17 protein-coding genes are annotated in these 21,235 nt (G+C 67.2%); 11 read left to right on the top strand and 6 right to left on the bottom strand.

Features of this window, described 5'->3' with window-relative positions:
* Nucleotides 1-147 precede the first annotated feature (147 nt).
* The 10 genes from AC06FB_RS03205 (at nt 148) to AC06FB_RS03160 (ending at nt 12,412) form a co-directional block, all read left to right on the top strand.
* Nucleotides 148-909 (top strand): gamma-glutamyl-gamma-aminobutyrate hydrolase family protein, encoded by a 762-nt coding sequence (locus AC06FB_RS03205; protein WP_253119058.1) that lies wholly within the window; start codon nt 148-150, stop codon nt 907-909.
* The gene (locus AC06FB_RS03200; RefSeq protein ID WP_065181214.1) at nt 906-2,303 is read left to right on the top strand and encodes a glutamine synthetase family protein; all 1,398 of its coding nucleotides are present in this window, start codon (nt 906-908) and stop codon (nt 2,301-2,303) included. Before AC06FB_RS03205 ends, AC06FB_RS03200 begins: the two co-directional genes overlap by 4 nt.
* 92 nt (nt 2,304-2,395) lie before the next feature.
* A complete protein-coding gene (locus tag AC06FB_RS03195; RefSeq protein WP_322523475.1) occupies nt 2,396-3,505 on the top strand; it encodes a polyamine ABC transporter substrate-binding protein in 1,110 nt (369 codons plus the stop codon).
* Between the two features lie 149 nt (nt 3,506-3,654).
* Nucleotides 3,655-4,821 (top strand): HlyD family secretion protein, encoded by a 1,167-nt coding sequence (locus tag AC06FB_RS03190; protein WP_459061797.1) that lies wholly within the window; start codon nt 3,655-3,657, stop codon nt 4,819-4,821.
* Nucleotides 4,818-6,374, top strand: a complete 1,557-nt coding sequence (locus AC06FB_RS03185; protein WP_053516574.1) for a DHA2 family efflux MFS transporter permease subunit — start codon at nt 4,818-4,820, stop codon at nt 6,372-6,374. The genes AC06FB_RS03190 and AC06FB_RS03185 overlap by 4 nt, the downstream gene beginning before the upstream one ends.
* Complete coding sequence (locus AC06FB_RS03180) at nt 6,374-7,915, top strand: efflux transporter outer membrane subunit (protein WP_478053374.1); 1,542 nt, start codon at nt 6,374-6,376, stop codon at nt 7,913-7,915. The genes AC06FB_RS03185 and AC06FB_RS03180 overlap by 1 nt, the downstream gene beginning before the upstream one ends.
* A gap of 164 nt (nt 7,916-8,079) precedes the next feature.
* A complete protein-coding gene (locus tag AC06FB_RS03175) occupies nt 8,080-9,216 on the top strand; it encodes an ABC transporter ATP-binding protein (RefSeq protein WP_065176213.1) in 1,137 nt (378 codons plus the stop codon).
* Entirely contained in the window at nt 9,213-10,145 is a 933-nt protein-coding gene (locus tag AC06FB_RS03170; RefSeq protein WP_053516578.1) for an ABC transporter permease subunit, read from the top strand. Before AC06FB_RS03175 ends, AC06FB_RS03170 begins: the two co-directional genes overlap by 4 nt.
* Nucleotides 10,142-10,984, top strand: coding sequence for an ABC transporter permease subunit (locus AC06FB_RS03165; RefSeq protein ID WP_005415928.1), 843 nt, complete (start codon nt 10,142-10,144; stop codon nt 10,982-10,984). Before AC06FB_RS03170 ends, AC06FB_RS03165 begins: the two co-directional genes overlap by 4 nt.
* 63 nt (nt 10,985-11,047) lie before the next feature.
* Entirely contained in the window at nt 11,048-12,412 is a 1,365-nt protein-coding gene (locus AC06FB_RS03160) for an NAD-dependent succinate-semialdehyde dehydrogenase (RefSeq protein ID WP_478053373.1), read from the top strand.
* A gap of 57 nt (nt 12,413-12,469) precedes the next feature.
* Here the strand turns inward: AC06FB_RS03160 and AC06FB_RS03155 are convergent, their stop codons facing one another.
* The 6 genes from AC06FB_RS03155 to AC06FB_RS03130 all read right to left on the bottom strand — a co-directional run bounded on the left by AC06FB_RS03155 (nt 12,470) and on the right by AC06FB_RS03130 (nt 17,758).
* Complete coding sequence (locus AC06FB_RS03155; RefSeq protein WP_053516581.1) at nt 12,470-13,492, bottom strand: magnesium and cobalt transport protein CorA; 1,023 nt, start codon at nt 13,490-13,492, stop codon at nt 12,470-12,472.
* 6 nt (nt 13,493-13,498) lie between these two features.
* Entirely contained in the window at nt 13,499-14,728 is a 1,230-nt protein-coding gene (locus AC06FB_RS03150; protein WP_478053372.1) for a lipoprotein N-acyltransferase Lnb domain-containing protein, read from the bottom strand.
* Nucleotides 14,725-15,606 carry an HlyC/CorC family transporter gene (locus AC06FB_RS03145; RefSeq protein ID WP_053516583.1) on the bottom strand — a complete coding sequence of 294 codons (882 nt, stop codon included), beginning with the start codon at nt 15,604-15,606 and terminating at the stop codon, nt 14,725-14,727. Before AC06FB_RS03145 ends, AC06FB_RS03150 begins: the two co-directional genes overlap by 4 nt.
* A gap of 64 nt (nt 15,607-15,670) precedes the next feature.
* The gene (locus AC06FB_RS03140) at nt 15,671-16,225 is read right to left on the bottom strand and encodes a hypothetical protein (RefSeq protein WP_053516584.1); all 555 of its coding nucleotides are present in this window, start codon (nt 16,223-16,225) and stop codon (nt 15,671-15,673) included.
* A gap of 64 nt (nt 16,226-16,289) precedes the next feature.
* A complete protein-coding gene (gene ybeY / locus AC06FB_RS03135) occupies nt 16,290-16,775 on the bottom strand; it encodes an rRNA maturation RNase YbeY (RefSeq protein ID WP_053516586.1) in 486 nt (161 codons plus the stop codon).
* Nucleotides 16,772-17,758 (bottom strand): PhoH family protein, encoded by a 987-nt coding sequence (locus AC06FB_RS03130; protein WP_053516587.1) that lies wholly within the window; start codon nt 17,756-17,758, stop codon nt 16,772-16,774. The genes ybeY and AC06FB_RS03130 overlap by 4 nt, the downstream gene beginning before the upstream one ends.
* 297 nt (nt 17,759-18,055) lie before the next feature.
* Between AC06FB_RS03130 and AC06FB_RS03125 the strand changes: the two genes are divergently transcribed.
* Complete coding sequence (locus AC06FB_RS03125) at nt 18,056-21,235, top strand: type VI secretion system Vgr family protein (RefSeq protein ID WP_478053371.1); 3,180 nt, start codon at nt 18,056-18,058, stop codon at nt 21,233-21,235.

Raw genomic sequence — 21,235 nt, 5'->3', positions numbered from 1 at the left:
GCGCAGGGTGGGAAGACGGGGCGGAGGAGGTTGATCGGCGTTCACGCCCCCAGTTTCGCCGATACTTGGCACCTCGCGCGTGATGGCGACGACTTGCCGCACTCGCGGACCTGCGGGTAACGTGTCTGCACGCCAAGGAGTTTCCCCATGCGTCGCCTGCCCTGGGTGGGCCTGCCCACCGACAGTACGGTGCTTGGCCATCATCGCTTTGCGGTGGCCGGCGAGAAGTATGTCCGCGCCCTGGCCGAGGCAGCGGAGGTCACGCCGCTGGTGCTGCCCAGCCTGCAGCCGCCGCTACCTGCGCGCGATTGGCTGCAGGGCCTCGACGGTCTGCTGCTGACCGGTGCGGTCAGCAACATCGAGCCGCAGCATTACGACGGTGGCCGCAGCTGGCCCGGCAATGCGCATGATCCTGCGCGCGATGCCAATGCCTTCGCACTGCTGGACGAGGCGCTGGCGATGGACCTGCCGGTGCTGGCGATCTGCCGTGGCTTCCAGGAATTGAACGTCGCCCTGGGAGGCAGCCTGCATCCACAGGTCCATCGGGTACCCGGGCTGGCCGATCATCGCGAAGATCCGCAGGCGCCCGTGGACGTGCAGTACGGGCCGTCCCACGCGGTCACACTGGTGGCGGATGGGTGGCTGGCGGGCTGGCACGGCGAGGGGAGGGTGCAGGTCAATTCGGTGCACGGCCAGGGCATTGCCCGCCTGGCCAGCGGCCTGCAGGTCGAGGCCCGCGCCGATGACGGGCTGGTCGAGGCGGCACGCAGCCCGCGCCACCGCTTCGTGCTCGGCGTACAGTGGCACCCGGAGTGGCGCGTCATGCAGGCGCCGTTCTATCACGCTATTTTCCGTGCGTTCGGCCAAGCTTGCCGGCAGCATCAACAGAACCAACTGGATTCCCGATGAGTTCCCGAACGCGCCCGCGCAAGACGGCAACGCCCCCCGCACCGCAGGAGAGCAGCCTGCTGCGCTGGCTGAAGGAGCGGCGTATCACCGAAGTCGAATGCCTGGTGCCCGACATCACCGGCAACGCGCGCGGCAAGATCATTCCCGCCGATAAGTTCTCGCACGACTACGGTACCCGCCTGCCCGAGGGCATCTTCGCCACGACTGTCACCGGCGAGTTTCCGGATGACTACTACGAACTGACCTCGCCGTCGGACTCGGACATGATGCTGCGCCCGGATCCGGATACCGTGCGCATGGTGCCGTGGGCCGCCGATGCCACCGCGCAGATCATCCATGACTGCTACACCAAGAATGGCGAGCCGCATGAGCTGGCGCCGCGCAATGTGCTGCGTCGCGTGCTGGCGGCCTACGCCGAGCTGGGCCTGCGCCCGGTGGTGGCGCCGGAACTGGAGTTCTTCCTGGTGCAGAAGAACACCGACCCGGATTTCCCGCTGTTGCCGCCTGCCGGCCGCTCCGGTCGCCCGGAAACAGCGCGGCAGTCGTATTCGATCGATGCGGTCAACGAGTTCGACCCCATCCTCGACCTGATGTACGACTACGCCGATGCCATGAAGCTGGACGTGGACACGCTGATCCACGAATCCGGCGCGGCACAGCTGGAAGTCAACTTCACCCATGCCGATGCGATGGATCTGGCCGACCAGGTTTTCCTGTTCAAGCGCACCATGCGCGAGGCGGCGATGCGCCACGGCGTGTACGCCACTTTCCTGGCCAAGCCGATGGAGAACGAACCGGGCAGCGCCATGCACATCCACCAGAGCCTGGTGCGGGTGAGCGATGGCAGCAACGTGTTCGCCGGTGAGACCGATGCCGAAGGCGAGTTCAGCCCGGTGTTCGGCCATTATCTTGGGGGGCTGCAGAAGTATGCGCCGCAGGCGATGGCGTTCTTCGCGCCGAACGTCAATTCCTATCGACGGCTGGTGTTCGGCGAGGTGTCGCCGAGCAACGTGCACTGGGGCTTCGACAACCGCACCTGCGGCCTGCGCGTGCCGCTGGATACACCGGAGAACATGCGGGTGGAGAGCCGATTCGCGGGCTCCGACGCCAATCCCTACCTGGCGATGGCCGCCACCCTGGCCTGTGGCCTGCTCGGCATCCGCGAGCGGCTGGCGCCGGACGCGCCGGTCACCGGCAGCGCCAAGGAGCTGGGCTACAACCTGCCGCGCTCGCTGGGCGAAGCGCTGGACGGGCTTGAGCGCTGCGGCGAACTGCAGGCGCTGCTGGGCGAGCGCTTCTGCCGGGCCTACATCTCGGTCAAGCGCAAGGAGTACGAGACCTTCTTCCGTGTCATCAGCTCGTGGGAGCGCGAGTTCCTGCTGCTGAACGTGTGAAAGCGTGGAATAGAAAAATCCGCCGCCGGGGGGTAGGCTGGCATCCGTCGCCGGCCCGAGCCGGCCCCCCTCCCCGCATTCTGGAGCACCCGATGAAGCTGCGTATCCTCACGCTCGGCCTGGCCTCCGCCATGCTCGCCGCCTGTGGCGGTGGCAACGGTGGCAGTCAGGACAGCCAGGTCCTGAACGTCTACAACTACAGCGATTACATTGCCGAGGACACCATCCCGACCTTCGAGAAGGAAACCGGGATCAAGGTGACCTACGACGTGTTCGACAGCGATGAGATGGTCGAGACCAAGCTGCTGGCCGGCAACAGCGGCTACGACGTGGTGGTGCCGACGCTGAACTTCTTCGGCCGGCAGATCCAGGCGGGCGTGTTCCTGCCGCTGGACAAGAGCAAGATCCCGAACCTGGCCAATCTGGACACGGCGGTGATGAAGCGCATCGCCACCCAGGATCCGGACAACCGCTACGGCGTGCCGTACATGGTCGGCACCACCGGCATCGGCTACAACGTGGACATGCTGAAGGAGCGTTTCGGCGGCAGCACCGACATCGCCAACAGCTGGGACCTGGTGTTCAAGCCGGAGAACATCAGCAAGATGAAGGACTGCGGCGTGACCATCCTGGACACGCCGGCTGACATGATCCCGATCGCACTGCACTATCTGGGCCTGGACCCGCACAGCGGCGATCCGGCCGAGCTGCAGAAGGCGGCCGACCTGTTGAAGTCGATCCGCCCGTACGTGCAGAACTTCCACTCCTCGCAGTACGTCGGTTCGCTGGCCAACGGCGGCACCTGCCTGGTGGTCGGCTGGTCGGGTGACATCATCCAGGCCCGCGACCGCGCCGAGGAGGCCAGCAACGGCGTGCATGTCGCCTATTCGATTCCGAAGGAAGGCGCACCGCAGTGGTTCGACATGCTGGCGATCCCGAAGGACGCCAAGCATCCGGAAGCCGCTTACAAGTTCATCAATTACCTGCTGGAGCCGAAGGTCGCTGCGGCCAATACCAACTTCATCCACTACGCCAACCCGGTGCCGACCGCGACCCCGCTGGTGGACGAGGCGATCCGTACCGACCCGACCATCTACCCGCCGGCCGATGTGGCCGCGAAGATGTTCACCTATTCGATCAACACCCCGGAGACGGACAAGCTGTACACCCGTCTGTGGACCGAGGTGAAGACCGGCAGGTGAGATGACGGTGGCGCCGGGCCATGCCCGGCGGGTGCGGGCAGACGTCAGCGCACAGGAAACGGAGGCCAATGGCCTCCGTTTTTTTTTCACCTTGCCTCCGCATCGCTTCCCCTACCGTCCCGTATGGCACCGACCACCGCCTTCAGACAATGACCGAACAGCCCCAGCGCGCCGACGCCGCCCCTGACGAAACGCCTTCCACCGAGGACAAGCCATCGCCGCTGAAGAACCCCAAGGTCCGCTGGACGCTGGCCATCATCGGCGTCGTCGTCGTCATCGCCCTGGTTGCCTGGCTGATCTACCACCTGCTGGTCGGCCGCTACCTGCAGGACACCAACAACGCCTATCTGCAGGCCGACGCTGTCGCGGTCGCTCCGCGCATCAACGGTTACGTCACCGAAGTGCTGGTGCAGGACAACCAGTGGGTCAAGGCTGGCGAACCGCTGCTGCGCATCGACCCGCGCACCTACCGTGCCACGCTGGACCAGGCCGAGGCCGTGATCGCCGTGCGCGAAGCCGACATCGCCGCTGCTGCCGCTGGGGTGCAGGGCCAGCAGTCCAGCCTGCTGCAGGCACGCACCCAGCTCACCGCGGCCGCCGCCTCGCTGCGTTTCGGCCGGTCAGAGCTGGCGCGCTTCACCCCGCTGGCGGCCAGTGGTGCCGACACCCATGAACACGTTGAAAGCCTGCGCCACGATGTCGAGCGCGCCCAGGCCCAGTACGATGCGGCCAAGGCACAGATCCAGGGCGCGCAGAGCCAGATCGAAGCCAGCCAGGCCCAGCTCGAGCAGGCCCAGGCCGGACTGAAGCAGGCGCAGGCCGACGCTGCGCAGGCCAGAGTGGCGTTTGAGGACACCGAGCTGCGCGCCCGCATCGATGGCCGTGTCGGCAACAGGACCGTGCAGGTCGGCCAGTTTGTTGCTGCCGGTACCCGCACCATGACCATCGTGCCGGTTGCTTCGCTGTACCTCGTCGCCAATTTCAAGGAAACCCAGGTGGGCCTGATGCGCGCCGGCCAGGCGGCCGAAATCAAGGTCGATGCGTTGCCAGGCACCCCATTGCGCGGCACGGTGGAGAGCATTTCGCCGGGTACCGGCTCGCAGTTCGCGCTGCTGCCGCCACAGAACGCCACCGGCAACTTCACCAAGGTCGTGCAGCGCGTGCCGGTGCGCATCCGGGTGGACGCAGGTGCCGAAGCACGCAAGGTGCTGGTGCCGGGCATGTCGGTGGAAGTGACCGTCGATACCCGCAATGCAAAGGATGCGCGCGAGCGCACCCAGGACGAGGCCGAGGCCATGGCCGCGCCGGCGCGATGAACGCCACCCGTGCCCACGCAGCACCTGTCGCCGGAGGCAAGGCGGATGCCGCGGCCTGGCTGGCCGTGGCGGCCGGCACCATCGGTTCGTTCATGGCTACGCTGGACATCTCCATCGTCAACGCCGCGTTGCCCACCATCCAGGGCGAAGTGGGCGCCAGCGGCACCGAAGGCACCTGGATCTCCACCGCCTTCCTTGTCTCGGAAATCGTGATGATTCCGCTGACCGGCTGGTTCGTGCGCACGCTGGGCCTGCGCACTTTCCTGCTGATCTGCGCCACGCTGTTCACTGCGTTCTCGGTGATGTGCGGCCTGGCCGATTCGTTGCCGATGATGATCGCCGGACGGGTAGGGCAGGGTTTTGCCGGTGGTGCGCTGATCCCGACCGCGCTGACCATCGTCGGCACGCGGCTGCCGCCGAAGCAGCAGCCGCTGGGTACGGCGCTGTTCGGCATGACCGTCATCCTGGGCCCGGTGATCGGCCCCTTGCTGGGCGGCTGGTTGACCGAGAACGTCAGCTGGCACTACGCGTTCTTCATCAACGTGCCGATCTGCGCCGGCCTGGTTGCCCTGCTGCTGCTCGGCCTTCCGCATGAAACGTCTGATTGGGGTGGGCTGCTGCGCGCAGACTGGCTGGGCATCGTCGGCATGACCGCCGGCCTGTCCGCGCTTACCGTGGTGCTGGAAGACGGCCAGCGCGAGCGCTGGTTCGAATCGACGATGATCGTGGTTCTCAGCATCGTCTCGGTGCTGGGCTTCGCGCTGCTCGCGCTTTCGCAGTTCACCAGCAAAGCGCCGGTCATCCGCCTCAACATCCTGTTCCAGCGCAGTTTCGGCGCAGTGTTCGTGATGGTGATGGCGGTGGGCATGATCCTGTTCGGGGTCATGTACATGATCCCGCAGTTCCTTGCGATCATCGCCGGCTACAACACCGAGCAGGCCGGCTATGTGCTGCTGCTGGCCGGCCTGCCGACCATCCTGCTGATGCCGTTGATGCCGAAGATGCTGGAAACGGTCGACGTACGCATCATGGTGTTCGGCGGCATGCTGTGCTTCGCCGCTGCCTGCTTCGTCAATCTGGGGCTGACTCCGGACAGCATCGGCCCGCACTTCGTCATAGGCCAGCTGCTGCAGGGCTGTGGGTTGGCGCTGGCGATGATGGCGTTGAACCAGGCGGCCATCACCTCGGTGCCGCGCGAGTACACCAGCGATGCGTCCGGCCTGTTCAACGCCGCGCGCAATCTCGGCGGCTCGATCGGGCTGGCCATCATTTCCACTTTCCAGGAACGCCGCACCACCCTGCACATCGATGCGATCGGCAGCAGCGTTACTGCAAACTCGACCATCGCCCAGGACGCGCTGCATGCCTACGGCCAGCAGCTGGGCGACGCGACCCAGGCGATGGCCGTGCTGGCGCAGACGGTGCAGATGCAGGCGATGGTGATGGCCTACAACGACCTGTTCTGGATCTTCGGCCTGATCGTGGTGGCCACCCTGCCGCTGGTCTTCCTGCTCAAGCCCCTGCCCAAGGGCGTTCCATTGGCGATGCACTGATGACTTCGACGACCTTGCCCGTTTCCCCCCTTCTGCGCCGGCTGTGCCCGGCCACCCTGCCGCTGCTGCTGGCGGGCTGCATGGTGGGGCCGGATTACGTGAAACCGGACGTGGCCACGGTCGCTACCGCGCAGGCGCAGCTCCCACGCGCGGCGCAGGCCGGCGTGCAGCCTGCCAGCCCGCCCAGCCAGTGGTGGCGCGCGCTCAACGATCCGCTGCTGGACCAGCTGGTGGACGAGGCGCTGCGCAACAGCCCCAACCTGCGCGCAGCCCAGGCCAAGCTGCTGGCCTCGCGCGCGCTGCAGCGCCAGCGCCGCGCCGAGCAGCTGCCCAGCGTGGGCGCGGCGGCGGGCTACGCCAACATCAAGGCACCGGATTCGCTGCAAAACAGCGTGCGCGGTCTGGGCGAGAACATCGCCGGGGTGGCCGAGGCCAACGGCCGTCCGCAGGAGGCGGCGCAGCTGCGCCAGCAGTTCGCCGATATCGATCTGGACACCGAGCTGTACGTGGCCGGCTTCGACGCCAGTTGGGAACTGGACCTGTTCGGCCGCCGACGCCGCGCGGCCGAGCAGGCCGCCGCCGAAGCCGAGGCCAACGCCGCAGCACTGGCCGATGCGCAGGTGCAGCTTGCCGCGGAACTGACCCAGGTCTACCTCGGCTACCGCAGCAGCCGCGAGCGTATCGCCCTGGCCGAGCACAACCTCCGAGCCGCCGATGAAAGCCTGCAGCTGACCCGTCAGCGTCGCCAACGCGGTGCGGATTCGGACCTGCAGGTGGAGCGCGCGCAGGCCCAGCTGCAACAGCAGCAGGCTGCGCTGCCGCCGCTACAGGCACAGGCCGACGAAGCCCGAGATGTGCTGGCCCTGATGGTTGGCCGCGAGCCGGGGGCGCTGGATGCGCGGTTGGCGGCAGACCAGCCGCTGCCGGTGCTGCCGGCCAGCGTCCCGGTGGACGATGCGGGCGCGTTGATCCAGCGCCGGCCGGATGTGCGCAAGGCTGAGCGCGAGCTGGCGGCATCCTCGGCGCAGATCGGCCAGGCGATCTCGGCGTATTTTCCGCAGGTGACCCTGCTGGGCAGCATCGGCGCGGGCGCCACCTCGGTTTCCGACCTGGGGCGGGATTCAGCCGCCACCATCGTCGCCCCGTTCCTGCGCTGGTCGCTGTTCGACTTCGGCGTGAACAAGGCCCGTGTGGCCCAGGCTCGGGCCGGCAATGAGGCCCGGTTGGCGGCCTACGAGGGCACGGTGCTGGCTGCACTGCAGGATGCCAACACCGCGTTGGCGCGCTTCGGTGCGGCCCGGCAGCAACTGCAGGCCAGTGTCCGCGCCGAGGCTTCGGCGGACCGTTCGCTGGCGTTGATGAGCCAGCGTCGACAGGTGGGTGCCACCTCGCAGATCGATCTGCTGGACGTACAGCGCCAGCGGCTGCAGGCGCAGGATGCCGCCGCCCAGGCGCGGCTGCAGTTGCTGGTGCGGTATGTGGCGCTGCAGAAGAGCCTGGGGCTGGGCTGGCAGGAGGCGCCGCCGGTGGCTGTTCGCTGATCCTCTCCGCCGGGCATGGCCCGGCGCTACCGGAGCCAGGCCATGCGGGTAGCGCCTGGCCATGCCCGGCGGGCAACGGCCGCTCGCCATACCCCGTCATACCGTCATCGCCCCCTGGCCGGTAGAATGGCGCCCGCTGTCCACCGCCCGCTCCCGGAGCCCCCATGCCCGTTGAAGCCCAGCCGGAAGCCGCCGCCGTTGATACGGTGAGTGCGCCCGGCTATCTCTCCATTCGCGACCTGCGCAAGGAATTCGACGGCTTCGTCGCCGTCGACGACGTCAATCTGGACGTGCGCAAGGGCGAGATCTTTGCCCTGCTGGGCGGCTCCGGCAGCGGCAAATCCACCCTGCTGCGCTGCCTGGGCGGCTTCGAGACACCCACCAAGGGCAGTATCACCCTTGATGGGCAGCGTCTGGACGCGTTGCCGCCCTATCAGCGGCCGGTCAACATGATGTTCCAGTCCTACGCCCTGTTCCCGCACATGACGGTCGAGCAGAACATCGCGTTCGGCCTCAAGCAGGACGGGCTGGGCAAGGATGCGATCGGCAGGCGCGTCGGCGAAATGCTGGAGCTGGTGCAGATGGGCCACCTCGGCAAGCGCAAGCCGCATCAGCTGTCCGGCGGACAGCAGCAGCGCGTGGCGCTGGCACGCTCGTTGGCCAAGGGCCCCAAGCTGCTGCTGCTGGATGAGCCGATGGGTGCACTGGACAAGAAGCTGCGCTCGCAGATGCAGCTGGAACTGGTCAGCATCATCGAATCGTCGGGCGTGACCTGCGTGATGGTCACCCACGACCAGGAAGAAGCGATGACCATGGCCACCCGCATCGCGGTGATGGATGCGGGCTGGATCCAGCAGGTCGGCAAGCCGGACGAAGTGTACGAGCAGCCGGCCAACCGGTTCGTCGCCGAGTTCATCGGCTCGGTGAACCTGTTCGACGGCGTGATCGACGAGGACCTGCCGGAGTATGTGACCGTACGATCGCCGCTGTTCCCGGCGCCGATCTACATCGCCCATGGCATCACTGGATATGAAGGGCAGCCGGTCGCATTCGCGCTGCGCCCGGAAAAGGTGATGATCGGCAAGGACGAGCCGGAAGGGCACACCAACAAGGCACAGGGTGTGATCGAGGACATCGCCTACTTCGGCAGTCACTCGGTCTACCACGTGCGCCTTCCCAGTGGAGCCAAGGTGCTGGCCAACTTCGCCAATTCGCAGCGCTGGGCCAGCGATGGCCTGACCTGGGGTGACAGCGTGTGGGTGCACTGGCGCGACAATGACGGCGTGGTGCTGACCTCATGAGTGTCGCCGGGCTGAAGCGCTGGCTGCCGGGACTGCGCGCCACGGTGATCGGTGTCCCGTATCTGTGGCTGCTGCTGTTCTTCGCAGTGCCCTTCCTGATCGTGTTGATGATCAGCTTCTCGCACAGCCGTGTCGGCTCGCCGCCGTACACCTGGCTGCTGCAGTACGTGGACGGCGGGTTCTCGCTCAAGCTCAACCTCGAGAACTATCTGGCGCTGTTCCGCGATTCGATCTACGCCCAGGCGTTCCTGAGTTCCATCAAGATCGCAGCGATCTCCACCTTCCTGACCCTGCTGATCGGCTACCCGATGGCCTATGCCATCGCCCGGCTGTCGCCGGCGGCGCGCAACGTGGCGATGATGCTGGTGGTGTTGCCGTCGTGGACCTCGTTCCTGATCCGCGTGTACGCGTGGAAGGCGATCCTGGACCGCAACGGCCTGCTCGACCAGTTCCTGCAGTTCACCGGTCTGCAGACGCTGATGACCGGCATGGGGCTGCCCAGGCTGCAGCTGATCGATACGCCGACCGCGGCCTATATCGGTATCGTCTACTGCTATCTGCCATTCATGGTGCTGCCGCTGTACGCCAACCTGGTCAAGCATGACCACCGCCTGCTGGAGGCGGCCTACGATCTCGGTGCGAAGCCGTGGCAGGCCTTCCTGCGCATCACCCTGCCGCTGTCCAGGGCCGGCATCATCGCCGGCTGCATGCTGGTGATGATTCCGGCGGTCGGCGAGTTCGTCATCCCTGAGATGCTCGGCGGATCGGAGACGTTGATGGTTGGCCGGCAGCTGTGGAACGAGTTCTTCAACAACCGCAACTGGCCGGGCGCCTCGGCGATGGCGGTGGCGATGATCCTGCTGCTGCTGGTGCCGATCCTGCTGTTCAACCGTTCCCAGCAGCGCCTGCTGGAAGGGAAGCAGGCATGAGCCCGCGTACCGCCAAGGGCCTGGGTCTGGGCGTGCTGCTGCTCGGCTTCGCCTTCCTGTACCTGCCGATCCTGCTGTTGATGTTCTATTCGTTCAACAGTTCGCGGCTGGCGATGGTGTGGGCGGGCTTCTCCACCCGCGCCTACAGCGATCTGTTCGCCGACCGTGCACTGATGGACGCGATGTGGACCAGCCTGGTGGTGGCGTTCTGGACCGCCTGCACCGCCACGGTGCTCGGTACGCTGGCGGCCATGGTGATGACCCGATTCAAGCGTTTCCGCGGCAAGCCGCTGTTCGGCGCGCTGGTCACCGCGCCGCTGGTGATGCCGGACGTGATCCTGGGTTTCTCGCTGATGGCGCTGCTGGCCTCGATGGGGGCCATTCCGGGCTTCCCGGCGCGTGGACTGGCGACCATCTGGATCGCCCACGTCACCTTCACTCTGTGCTTCGTCACCGTGGTGGTGTCTTCGCGCCTGCAGGAAATGGATCTGTCGCTGGAAGAAGCGGCGATGGACCTGGGGGCCAGCCGGCTGACCGTGTTCACCCGCATCACGCTGCCGATCATCGCCCCAGCACTGGTAGCGGGCTGGCTGCTGGCCTTCACGCTGTCGCTGGATGACGTGGTGGTGGCCAGCTTCGTCGCCACGCCGGGCTCGACAACACTGCCGATGAAGGTCTTCGCTTCGGTCCGCATGGGCATCAGCCCGAAGATCAATGCGCTGGCCACGCTGCTGGTATCGGCGGTGTCGATCGCGGCGGTGATCGGCTGGTACATCAACGCGCGCGCCGAGAAGCGGCGCCAGCGCGACCTGCAGCTGGCCCGGCAGGACAACGGCTGATCCGGCAACGCGCGGCTCACGGGCAAGGGCGCACACTGGGGATCTGCCTGAAGGAGATCCCCCATGACTGTCGAGATCATCGATCCCACCACCGGCCAGGTGACCTACCGCCATGAACTGATGGGCGCTGCCGACGTCGAGCAGCGCCTGCAGGCCGCTGCCGACGCATTCCCGGGCTGGGCCGCACGTTCGCTGCAGGAGCGGGGTGCCGTCCTGCGAGGGATCGCCGCGCAGCTGCGCACGCGGCGTGACGAGCTGCAGCAGGCGATGACGCACGAGATGGGCAAGCTGAAGGCCGAGGCATTGGCCGAGGTCGACAAATGCGCGGCGGCCTGCGAGTACTACGCCGATCACGCCGCCGACTACCTCAAGCCCCAGCTGATCGATACCGAGGCACAGCGCAGCTACGTGCGCTACGAGCCGATCGGCTGCGTGTTCGCGGTGATGCCATGGAACTTCCCGGTCTGGCAGGTGTTCCGCTTCCTTGCGCCTGCCTTCATGGCCGGCAACGTGGCGCTGCTCAAGCACGCCAGCAACGTGCCCCAGTGTGCGGACCTGATCCTGGGGGTGTGCCGCGACGGTGGCCTGCCGGCCGGTGTGTTCGACGTTCTGCACATCGACAACGACCAGGCAGCCGAGGTGCTGCGCGATGCGCGGGTGAAGGCGGTGACGCTGACCGGCAGCGAACGCGCCGGGCGTTCGATCGCGTCCAATGCGGGCAGCCAGCTGAAGAAGTCGGTGATGGAGCTGGGGGGCAGTGACGCCTTCGTGGTGCTGGACGATGCCGACCTCGACAAGACCGTGGCGGCCGCAGTGAAGTCACGCTTCGACAACAGTGGGCAGACCTGTATCGCTGCCAAGCGCTTCATCGTGGTGGAGCGCGTGGCCGATGAATTCACCCGCCGCTTCGTCGAGGCGGCTGGTCAGCGCCGGTATGGCGACCCCAGCGAGCGCGAGACCACGCTGGCACCGATGGCCCGCGCGGACCTGCGCGACGAGCTGCACAAGCAGGTGCAGGCGAGTGTGGCCAAGGGGGCGCGGGTGCTGCTGGGCGGCGAGCCGATCGCGGACACGCATGCCGGCTATCCGGCCACCGTGCTGGACCAGGTCGGGCCGGGCATGCCCGCCTACGACGAGGAACTGTTTGGGCCGGTGGCGGCGGTGATCCGGGTCAAGGATGAAGAGGAAGCGCTGCGCGTGGCCAACGACACCCGCTTCGGGCTGGGCGGCAGTGTCTGGACCGGTGACCCGGTGCGTGGCGAGTCCTTCGCCCAGCGCATGGAATGCGGTGCGGCCTTCGTCAATGCCATCGTCAAGAGTGACGCGCGGCTGCCGTTCGGCGGCAGCAAACAGTCAGGCTTCGGCCGCGAACTGGCGGACCATGGCATCCATGAGTTCATGAACATCAAGACTGTCTACGTGGCCTGATGATGCATTCCGTGTGCCACGGTAAAGAAGCAGCCGAGCCCGAACCTGGGCTCGGCTCTACAACCACCGCGCGCGCTTGAACAACCGGTACAGGCCCACGCAGACACCGCCCACGCCGACGATCATCAGCGGGTACGCCCATGGCTGGCTCAACTCCGGCATGTGACTGAAGTTCATGCCGTACCAGCTCGTGATCAGTGTCGGCGCCGCCAGCAGGGCCGCCCACGCACCCAGCCGCTTTACGGTTTCGCCCTGCGCCAGCGTCACCAGCGAGAGGTTCACGCTCAGTGCGGTACCCAGCATCTCGCGCAGGGTATCGATCACGTCGCTGATGCGCACCGCATGGTCATGCACGTCGCGCACGTAGAGCTTCACTTCGTCCGGAATCAATTCGCCCTGGTAGCGGCGCAGCTGCGCCAGCACGTCCTGCAAGGGGGCCACGGCCATCCGCATCTTGTTCAACTCGCGCTTGAGCTCGTACAGGCGCACCACGGTGCTGCGCTTGTAGCTCTCGGCGAAGATGTCCTTCTCCAGCAGCTCCAGCGTGTCGCGGAAGCGGTTGGTGATCGGCAGGTAGTTGTCGACCACGAAGTCGGTGACGGCATACAGGCAATACGACGGACCCATCTTCAGCAGCTGCGGCTCGCGTTCCACCCGGGCACGTACTGGTGCATACGACAGCGAAGCACCGTGGCGCACGGTCACCAGGAAACGCGGCCCGAGGAAGGCGTGGGTTTCACCGTACTGGATGCGCTCATCGACCATCTGCGCGGTGGTCATCACCACGAACAGCGAGTTGCCGTAGGCTTCCACTTTCGGCCGCTGGTGCGCATTCCGCGCGTCCTCGATCGCCAGGTCGTGCAGGCAGAACTCCTCCTGCAGCTTCAGCAGCACGTCTTCATTGGGGTCGAACAGGCCGACCCAGACGAAGCCGTTGCCGCTGGCGATGACGTCGCTGATGGCGTCCAGGCTGATGTCATGGCGGACGCCCTGCTCATCGTAGTGGACGCAGTTGATGACGCAGGCGGGATTGGCCGAAGCAGGTGCGGCAGCGGAGGCGGGCAGTGACATGCCCGCCATCGTGCGTCAGTGCCGCGTATCCGACAAGTGACGATCGCGCCCCAGCACCCAGGCCAGGGCCGCATGGATCGGCAGCAGCAGCACGATCCATTGCACGTTGTACTGTGCCTGCAGGCTCAGCCAGTGCAGGACCAGCGCGGCCAGGGCCTGCAGTGCCACCAGCCACAGCACGACCGTGAACATGCGGCCCGGCGGGCGACGGCGCAGCAGCCGGACCGCGCCCGGCGGCAGCAGCACGCACAACGGCGAAAGCAGCAGCAGGTTGCGGTTGGCCCAGGCGGCGTAATGGGTGCTGAAGCCCCAGAGGAACACCAGCAGGCCACCTGCGACGGCACACAGCAGCCACAACGGCAGTCCCAGTCCGGCCAGCAGGCGCGGCCGGTTGCGCAACGCCAGCACGCCGGCAGCGATGGCCAGGCCGCACAGCAGCCACGGCCACCAGCGGCGCGGGAATTCCTTGGGCTCCGGATCGATGCGGTGCGGCAGCAGTTCCTGCTCGGACTGCACCAGCGGACGACCGTCGCTGTTGCGCGCCTGGCGCAGGGCATCGGCCAGGCGCATCGGCACGAACGCTTCCTGCCAGCGTGACAGCGGCTGATCGGCGAACGGGCCCAGGCCCACGTCGAAGCCCAGCCACATCCACGGCGCGGGCGAGGCCAGGCGGACCGATTCGCTGCGGTAGGTATTGCCGCGCGAGCGTCCGGACAGCTGCGCATGCAGTCCACCACCCAGCGCCTTGTCCAGCGTGTCGCGCACCATCGTCGCGCAGTTGGCGGTGTAGTAGTCGTAGTGGTAGCGCGCGTTCTCCGGCCTGGCCCGCTCGGCCAGGTCGGCGGCCAGTGCGCGCGCCTGGTCCGGGCGCAGATCCAGCCACTGCACGCTCGCTCCGCGGCCGGTCTCGTCGTAGTACGACAGGTCCTGCTGAAGGGGCAGCGCCACCAGGTAATACATCATGTCGCCACGCACGAAACGACCGATGAAGTCATCCTCGGACGGATCGAAGTAGCCGAAATTGTACGACGTTGCTTCACCACTGGCCGGATCGAGTACCACGATGGCGTCATGACCGAAACGCTCGAAGAACACCGTGCCGGGCTGCATCGTCACCACGCCGATGCGCGGCGCCGGGGTTCCGGCGACTGTAGCCGTCGCCTGCGCGAAGGCGATGGCAGGCACGGCCGTGGCCAGCATGCACAGTGCCAGCCACAGGGTGAGGACCAGCCCGCGCCGCTTCAAGCGTCGTCCTGCGCGTCCGGTGGCAGCACCGTCACGTGGAAGGCCTGTACCCGGCGCGCATCGGCACGCGCGACACGGAACATGAAGCGGTCCAGCGCCAGTTCGTCTCCGATCTCCGGAAGGTGACCGACCGCTTCCGTGACGAGGCCGCCGATGGTGTCGTAGTCCTCGTCGGAGAACGTGGCACCGAAGCGCTCGTTGAAATCCCCGATCGGGGTCAGGGCATCGACCACGTACTGGCCGTCGGCCTGGATCGCGATCTGTGCCGACGGGTCCTCGGCTTCGTCGTGCTCGTCATCGATGTCGCCGACGATCTGTTCCAGCACGTCCTCGATGGTGACCAGGCCGGCGACGCCGCCGTACTCGTCGACCACGATGGCCATGTGGTTGCGCGACAGGCGGAACTCCTTCAGCAGCACGTTGAGCTTCTTCGCTTCAGGAATCAGCACCGCCGGGCGCAGCAGTTCGCGTACGTTGGCCGGGCCGTGGTCGGCAACCACGCCGCGCAGCAGGTCCTTGGCCAGCAGGATGCCGAGGATGTCGTCCTTGTTCTCGCCATGCACCGGGAAGCGCGAATGGCCGGATTCGACCACCTGCTTCATCAGTTCCAGGAAGGGCGCTTCGACCGGCAGCGAGACCATCTGCGAACGCGAGATCATCACGTCGCCCACGGTCAGCTCGGCCACCGAAATGGCGCCTTCCATCATCTTCAGGGTATCGGCGGCGATCAGACCTTCTTCCTGCGCGGTGTGCAGGACAGCGACCAGCTCGTCGCGGGTATGGGGTTCGCCGGAGAATGCGGACGTCAGGCGTTCCAGCCAGCCGCGCTTCTTTTCACTGTGCTCCTGCAGGGAGCTACTACTGTCGTCTTCAGACATCTCTGGAAAAAGGGCACCCGGCATGCCGGGCGTTGGCGCCAGTCTAGCAGGATGTAGCGGCCTGTCAGCGCCCCCCGCTGCCGGGGCCGGTGATCGGGGGCGGCGCCAGTTCAGGCCGGGACGCCGGTGCTTCGGGCAGGTCCAGGCTGTAGGTGCAGCCGGCCAGCGTCCGGCCTGGGTGGGAGGCCACCGTTGAGACACTGAGGATGATCGACTCGATCTGCGCCTCGCCGGTGGTCGGGTCGGTCACGTCACGGCTGACCAGTTCGCGCCCCGCCATGAACTTGCCGTCCTGGTCGTATCCGGTCTCCAGCCCGAGCCGCCTGGCCAGTGGCCGGGGGTCGGCCTCATCGAGGATGGCCATGATGCTGGCACCGGCCATTGCGACCCGGTCCGTGCGGGTGCCGAACACCGTGATGGGCTGCGCCAGCCGGTACTCGCTCAGGAACCGGTTGCCCTGCGGCAGGGGTTGCAGGCCGCTGGCGACCGCTTTCAGCGGGTCGGCCAGCAGCGGTGCCAGCGCGGCATGGGCGGCCACGTCCTGGCGGCATTCGATCAGTGCCGGCAGGTCCAGCGGAGCGGCGGACGCAGAGGTGGCAAGCAGCAGGGGCAGGAACACAGCGGCACTCCGTGGTGGCGCCGAGCCTGGGCTCGGCTGCCTTCCGGTCAGGGGGGCGGCGGGCTCAGCGCTCGCCGGCGTAAGGGTCGGCGATGCCGAGCTCGGCCAGGATCTCGCGTTCCAGCTGCTCCATCGCCTCGGCTTCCTTGTCGTCTTCGTGGTCCCAGCCGAGCAGGTGCAGCACGCCGTGCACGGTGAGGTGCGCATAGTGGGCGTTGAGCGCCTTGCCCTGCTCACCGGCCTCGCGCTCGACCACCGGGGCACAGATCACCAGGTCGCCCAGCAGCGGGAACTTCACGCCCTTGGGCAGGCCTTCGGGCACTTCGGCCGGGAAGCTGAGCACATTGGTGGCGTAGTCCTTGCCGCGGTAGTGGCGGTTCAGCGACTGCCCCTCCTTGGCATCGACCACGCGGATCGCCAGGTCGGCTTCGCGGATCCGCCCCTTCAGGGCCGCGGCAACCCACCTGCGGAAGCTCACCGCGGCCGGCAGTCCGGCGCGGGGCAGGGCGTAACTGACGGCGACGTCCAGCCGTACGGGACCACGGGTCATGATGTCGCTCCGGGTTGGATCTGATGCAGGTCGCGGCGGTCGTAGGCACTGACGATGCGGGCCACCAGCGGATGGCGGACGACGTCGCGCGATTCGAAGAAGGTGAAGCTCACGCCCTCGACATCGCGCAGCACGTCGATGGCATCGCGCAGGCCCGATTTCAGATGCTTGGGCAGGTCGGTCTGGGTCAGGTCGCCGGTGACCACGGCGGTGGAGCCGAAGCCCAGCCGGGTCAGGAACATCTTCATCTGCTCGATGGTGGTGTTCTGCGCCTCGTCCAGGATCACGAACGCGTCGTTGAGCGTGCGGCCACGCATGTACGCCAGCGGTGCGATCTCGATGACGTTCTTCTCCAGCAGCTTCACCACCTTCTCCACGCCCATCATTTCGTACAGGGCGTCGTACAGCGGCCGCAGGTAGGGATCGACCTTCTGGGTCAGGTCGCCGGGCAGGAAGCCGAGCTTCTCGCCGGCCTCGACCGCAGGCCGCACCAGGATCAGGCGCTGCACGCGCGACTCGTTCAGCGCTTCCACCGCGCTGGCCACGGCCAGGAAGGTCTTGCCGGTACCGGCCGGGCCGATGCCGAAGTTGATGTCATGGGTGGCGATCTGGTGCAGGTAGCGGCCCTGGTTGGCGCCGCGACCGCGCACGGTGCCACGCTTGACCCGGATCGCCACGTCCTGTGCTTCGTACGAGCGTTCGGCGATCTGCTCCACGTTGGCCTGGGCCAGGCGCAGGTGGATGGCGTGGTTGTCGAAGGTGGTCTCGCCGGCTTCGGCGTACAGGGCCTCGATCAGCTTCTGCGCTTCCACGCTGGCTTCCTTCGGTCCACTGATACGGAACACGAAGCCGCGATTGGCGATCTCCACGCCGAGTTTCAGTTCGATCTGTCGCAAATGGCCGTCGAACGGGCCGCACAGGTTGGCCAGGCGCGCGTTGTCTTCCGGCGACAGGGTGAAGTCTCGATGCTCGATGTTTTTCATTGCTGGAGGTGGGGCGGAAGCCTTCCACCACAGTGTCTTCAAGGGGAAACAAGGGTAGCGCGCGGGGGCGCACACGGCCAGTACGGGGGTTGCTACGCGGTCTTCCACACGGGGTGTGGATCGGGCCTGCGGGAACCTGTGGATAGACGTTCGCAATGCTTGTGCCACAAGCTTCCTGCGCCGGTGGTGAAAAAAGCGTCACGACCGGGTGGGGAACGGAAACCGGAAGCAGCGGTGGCCACGGGAAGGTTCACAGGCATTGAGCGTCGGGGCGGAGCGCCCGGCCAGGGAGAGGTCATGGATGTTTCACATACGGCAGCTGCGCACGCGCCGCTGGCGGGGCTCGGGTCGAACGGGCAACTGCATCGGCTGCAGGCTGAGGGCCTGCCTCCCTTGTTCGTCGAACAGTGGTGGGGCCACGAAAGCCTGGTCAACGGTTTCGATTACTGGGTAGATGCCGTGCACCCGGATGCGGGCCTGTCATGCGCAGACTGGCCGGGACTGAGCGCCGCGCTGGTCACCTGCCTCGATGATGGCCAGGACCACCATCGCTGCGGCTACATCGCCGCCGCTCACCTCCTTGGCGCAGACGGCGGTCTGGCGCGCTATCGGCTGCATCTCGTGCCATGGACGTGGTTCCTGCGGCATGCGCGGCGCAGCCGTGTCCATCAGCAGCGGACCGTCCGGGACATCGTCGAGGACGTGTTCGGCACGCACAGCGGACTGGCCCGCTGGCGCTGGAGCGACGATGCCCTGGCCGCTCTGGCCGCCGCACCCGTGCGTGACTGCTGCATCCAGTATCGGGAGCCGGACCTTGAGTTCGTGCAGCGGCTGTTGGCCGATGAAGGCATTGCGGGCACGTTCGAGAGCGACAGCAGCGGCGGATTGACGCTCGTGCTGTTCGCCGACAGCAGCGTGCAACCTGAGAATCCACAATCGGCCCGAGACGGCGGTATCCGTTTCCACCGTGACGACGCCACCGAGCGCGCAGATGCCCTGCAGCAGCTGGGCAGGTGGCGTCGGCTGGGCAGCAGCCGGCTCTCGCTTGTCACCGACGATGGCCCGGCGGCCACCGTCCGACATGCGCAGATGCCACTGCAGGACGCCGGGCGCAGCCCGCGCGAGGTCTATGAGCCGGTGGGCACCCACGCCCTGGCTGGCGCCGATGAGGGGTATCGTCGCGCGCGGCGAGCAGCTGAAGCGCACGAGGCCGGCAGTGCAGGCTGGCTGGCGGCAGGCAGCGTACGCAGCCTGCAGGTCGGTCGCTTCATCCGCGTTCTGGCCGCGGGCGCTGGTTCGACGCCGAGCCTGCTGCCGACCGAACTACTGCATTACGGGTGCAATCCGCCGCCGATCACGCAGGGGGCGGAGCAACCACGCGCTGCGGCACCGGCCCGCTGGCTTGAGGCCGGTTCAGCCATGCCCGGCGTGGCGCTGGAGACAAACGCGCCCCTGGGTTATGCCAATCGCTTCCGCGCCGTCGATCGGAATCGACCGTGGCGGCCCGTGCTGGCCGATGGCACCGGCGAACGCATCCACCCGCGGCCGCTCGCGCCAGGCCATCAGACCGCTACGGTCATCGCTGGCGATGGCCGTGATGATGCCGCTCTGTACGCCGATCACCTGGGCCGGGTACGGGTACGTCTGCATCTTCAGGACGCCACAGATGCCGGTACGACCTGTTGGCTGCGGGTCGCGCAGCGCTACGCTGGACCGGGCGTCGGTGCACAGTTCCTGCCGCGTGTCGGCCAGGAGGTGGTGATCGGCTTTCTGGACGGGAACATCGATCAGCCCTTGGTGCTGGGCGCGCTGTACAACGGTCGTGGCGAGGCGGGCGTTGCGCGCACCCCGGCCGGAGCAGCGGCCGCAGACGAAAGCGGCGGCCTGTTCGGGCATGCCACCGACTCCCGCCCGAGCGCACAGGGCAATGCGGCCGGCGGCCATGCGCCTGTCTGGCACGCGATGGCACCGGGGCAGGACCAGCACCGGCATGCCGGGGCGGTATGGGGCATCCAGTCACGGGAATGGTCCGGAACGGGTTACAACCGGCTGGCCTTCGATGATTCCGACGCACAGCTGCGCGTGCAGCTGGCCAGCAGCCACGCCAGCAGCGAGCTGAATCTTGGTCATCTGCTGCACATGGCTGACAACCATCGTGGTTCCCTGCGCGGAGAAGGCGCGGAACTGCGCACTGACGCGTGGGGCGCGCTGCGTGCCGAACGGGGCGTCTGGTTGACCGCGCGTGGCCACGCTGCGCTGTCACCCGCAGGCGAAGTGGCTGCGGCCGGCGCGCTGCTGCAGCAGGCCGCCCTCCTGGCCGCGTCCAGCCATGGCGCGGCTACGATGCACGGCACGGCTGGCTTGGACAGCCACGCAGTACGGGAGGACAGCACCGGCGTGGCAGGTCTGCAACGGGTTGCGCGGGCCAGTGTGAACGGACTTTCCTATGCGCAGGCCAGCGCCGATGACGAGGGCCGCCCCGCGCCCGGCGATGTTCCGCATACCGGCCAGCCAACGCTGGGCCTGCATGGGCAGGCCGGTCTGATGATGGTGGCCGGGCAGGCACTGCACTGGGGCGGTGCCCGGAATGTGGCACTGTCCAGTGGCGGGCACACCGATGCCAACGTGGCCGGCGGTGCGCGCCTGCACGCGGCGCAGGCGGTGGGCATGCTGGCGGCCAGTGGCCGCAGCTTTGCCGGTGATGCGGCATTGACCATCGTCGCTGGGCAGGAGGTACTGGACATCCGGGCCCAGTCCGAAACGATCCACCTGCAGGCGCGCAGCACCGTGCGTGCAGCGAGCGGGCAAGGGGCTGTGGAGCTTGCCGCACCGCGCACCCTGCACATCGCCACCGCCGGTGGCGCCAGCATTGCGCTGGAAGATGGCAACCTGGTGCTGGTCTGCCCCGGCACGGTGACCGTGCAGGCCGGGCAGCGCACCTTCGTCGGCCCGGCGCAGCTGACCCGTCCCCTGCCGGACATGCCGTCCAGCGCGCTGGACGGGCAGGTTCCGAAACTTGCCTTCAGGCTGCAGGACATCCCGGGCCCGCAGGGTGTGCCGCTGGGCGGGCAGCCCTGGAGGATCGTGCGCACGCACCGCGCCCTGGACGATGAGCAGCGTGACAGCGCCCTGCTGCCGGAACGCTGGGCCGAGACCCTGGCCGAAGGTGAGGCCGACGCACAGGGCGATGTCAGCCTGGACGATGCGCTGTGCGCGAGGATCTGGAGTGACGCAGGCCGCCATCCCGGCTGCCTGTTCCTGGTACACGGAATCGACGTGATCCCGCTGCAGCGGCCCCGGCCATGCAGCGGCTCCCCGGGGGTGCGGGCAACCCTGGACACGCTGGAGGCGATCAACTATGGCAAGAGTCTGGCCGACCTGCCCGACGATGCCGCACTGCATGCCTACCGGCAGCGCGCCGAGTACGAGTTCCAGTCCCACATCGACGCCAGCCCGGCCCGGCGCAAGGAGATCTGA

The organism is Stenotrophomonas sp. Steno-C15, from assembly GCF_056393265.1.
This window is presented reverse-complemented; position numbering and strand designations above follow the sequence as displayed.

What these genes read in the sequence shown, in the direction of transcription:
- AC06FB_RS03155 (WP_053516581.1), bottom strand. Translation starts at nt 13,492, where the DNA reads ATGGCGGGCATGTCACTGCCCGCCTCCGCTGCCGCACCTGCTTCGGCC.
- AC06FB_RS03175 (WP_065176213.1), top strand. Translation starts at nt 8,080, where the DNA reads ATGCCCGTTGAAGCCCAGCCGGAAGCCGCCGCCGTTGATACGGTGAGT.
- AC06FB_RS03145 (WP_053516583.1), bottom strand. Translation starts at nt 15,606, where the DNA reads ATGTCTGAAGACGACAGTAGTAGCTCCCTGCAGGAGCACAGTGAAAAG.
- AC06FB_RS03205 (WP_253119058.1), top strand. Translation starts at nt 148, where the DNA reads ATGCGTCGCCTGCCCTGGGTGGGCCTGCCCACCGACAGTACGGTGCTT.
- AC06FB_RS03125 (WP_478053371.1), top strand. Translation starts at nt 18,056, where the DNA reads ATGGATGTTTCACATACGGCAGCTGCGCACGCGCCGCTGGCGGGGCTC.
- AC06FB_RS03200 (WP_065181214.1), top strand. Translation starts at nt 906, where the DNA reads ATGAGTTCCCGAACGCGCCCGCGCAAGACGGCAACGCCCCCCGCACCG.
- AC06FB_RS03195 (WP_322523475.1), top strand. Translation starts at nt 2,396, where the DNA reads ATGAAGCTGCGTATCCTCACGCTCGGCCTGGCCTCCGCCATGCTCGCC.
- AC06FB_RS03130 (WP_053516587.1), bottom strand. Translation starts at nt 17,758, where the DNA reads ATGAAAAACATCGAGCATCGAGACTTCACCCTGTCGCCGGAAGACAAC.
- AC06FB_RS03170 (WP_053516578.1), top strand. Translation starts at nt 9,213, where the DNA reads ATGAGTGTCGCCGGGCTGAAGCGCTGGCTGCCGGGACTGCGCGCCACG.
- ybeY (WP_053516586.1), bottom strand. Translation starts at nt 16,775, where the DNA reads ATGACCCGTGGTCCCGTACGGCTGGACGTCGCCGTCAGTTACGCCCTG.
- AC06FB_RS03160 (WP_478053373.1), top strand. Translation starts at nt 11,048, where the DNA reads ATGACTGTCGAGATCATCGATCCCACCACCGGCCAGGTGACCTACCGC.
- AC06FB_RS03165 (WP_005415928.1), top strand. Translation starts at nt 10,142, where the DNA reads ATGAGCCCGCGTACCGCCAAGGGCCTGGGTCTGGGCGTGCTGCTGCTC.
- AC06FB_RS03190 (WP_459061797.1), top strand. Translation starts at nt 3,655, where the DNA reads ATGACCGAACAGCCCCAGCGCGCCGACGCCGCCCCTGACGAAACGCCT.
- AC06FB_RS03185 (WP_053516574.1), top strand. Translation starts at nt 4,818, where the DNA reads ATGAACGCCACCCGTGCCCACGCAGCACCTGTCGCCGGAGGCAAGGCG.
- AC06FB_RS03180 (WP_478053374.1), top strand. Translation starts at nt 6,374, where the DNA reads ATGACTTCGACGACCTTGCCCGTTTCCCCCCTTCTGCGCCGGCTGTGC.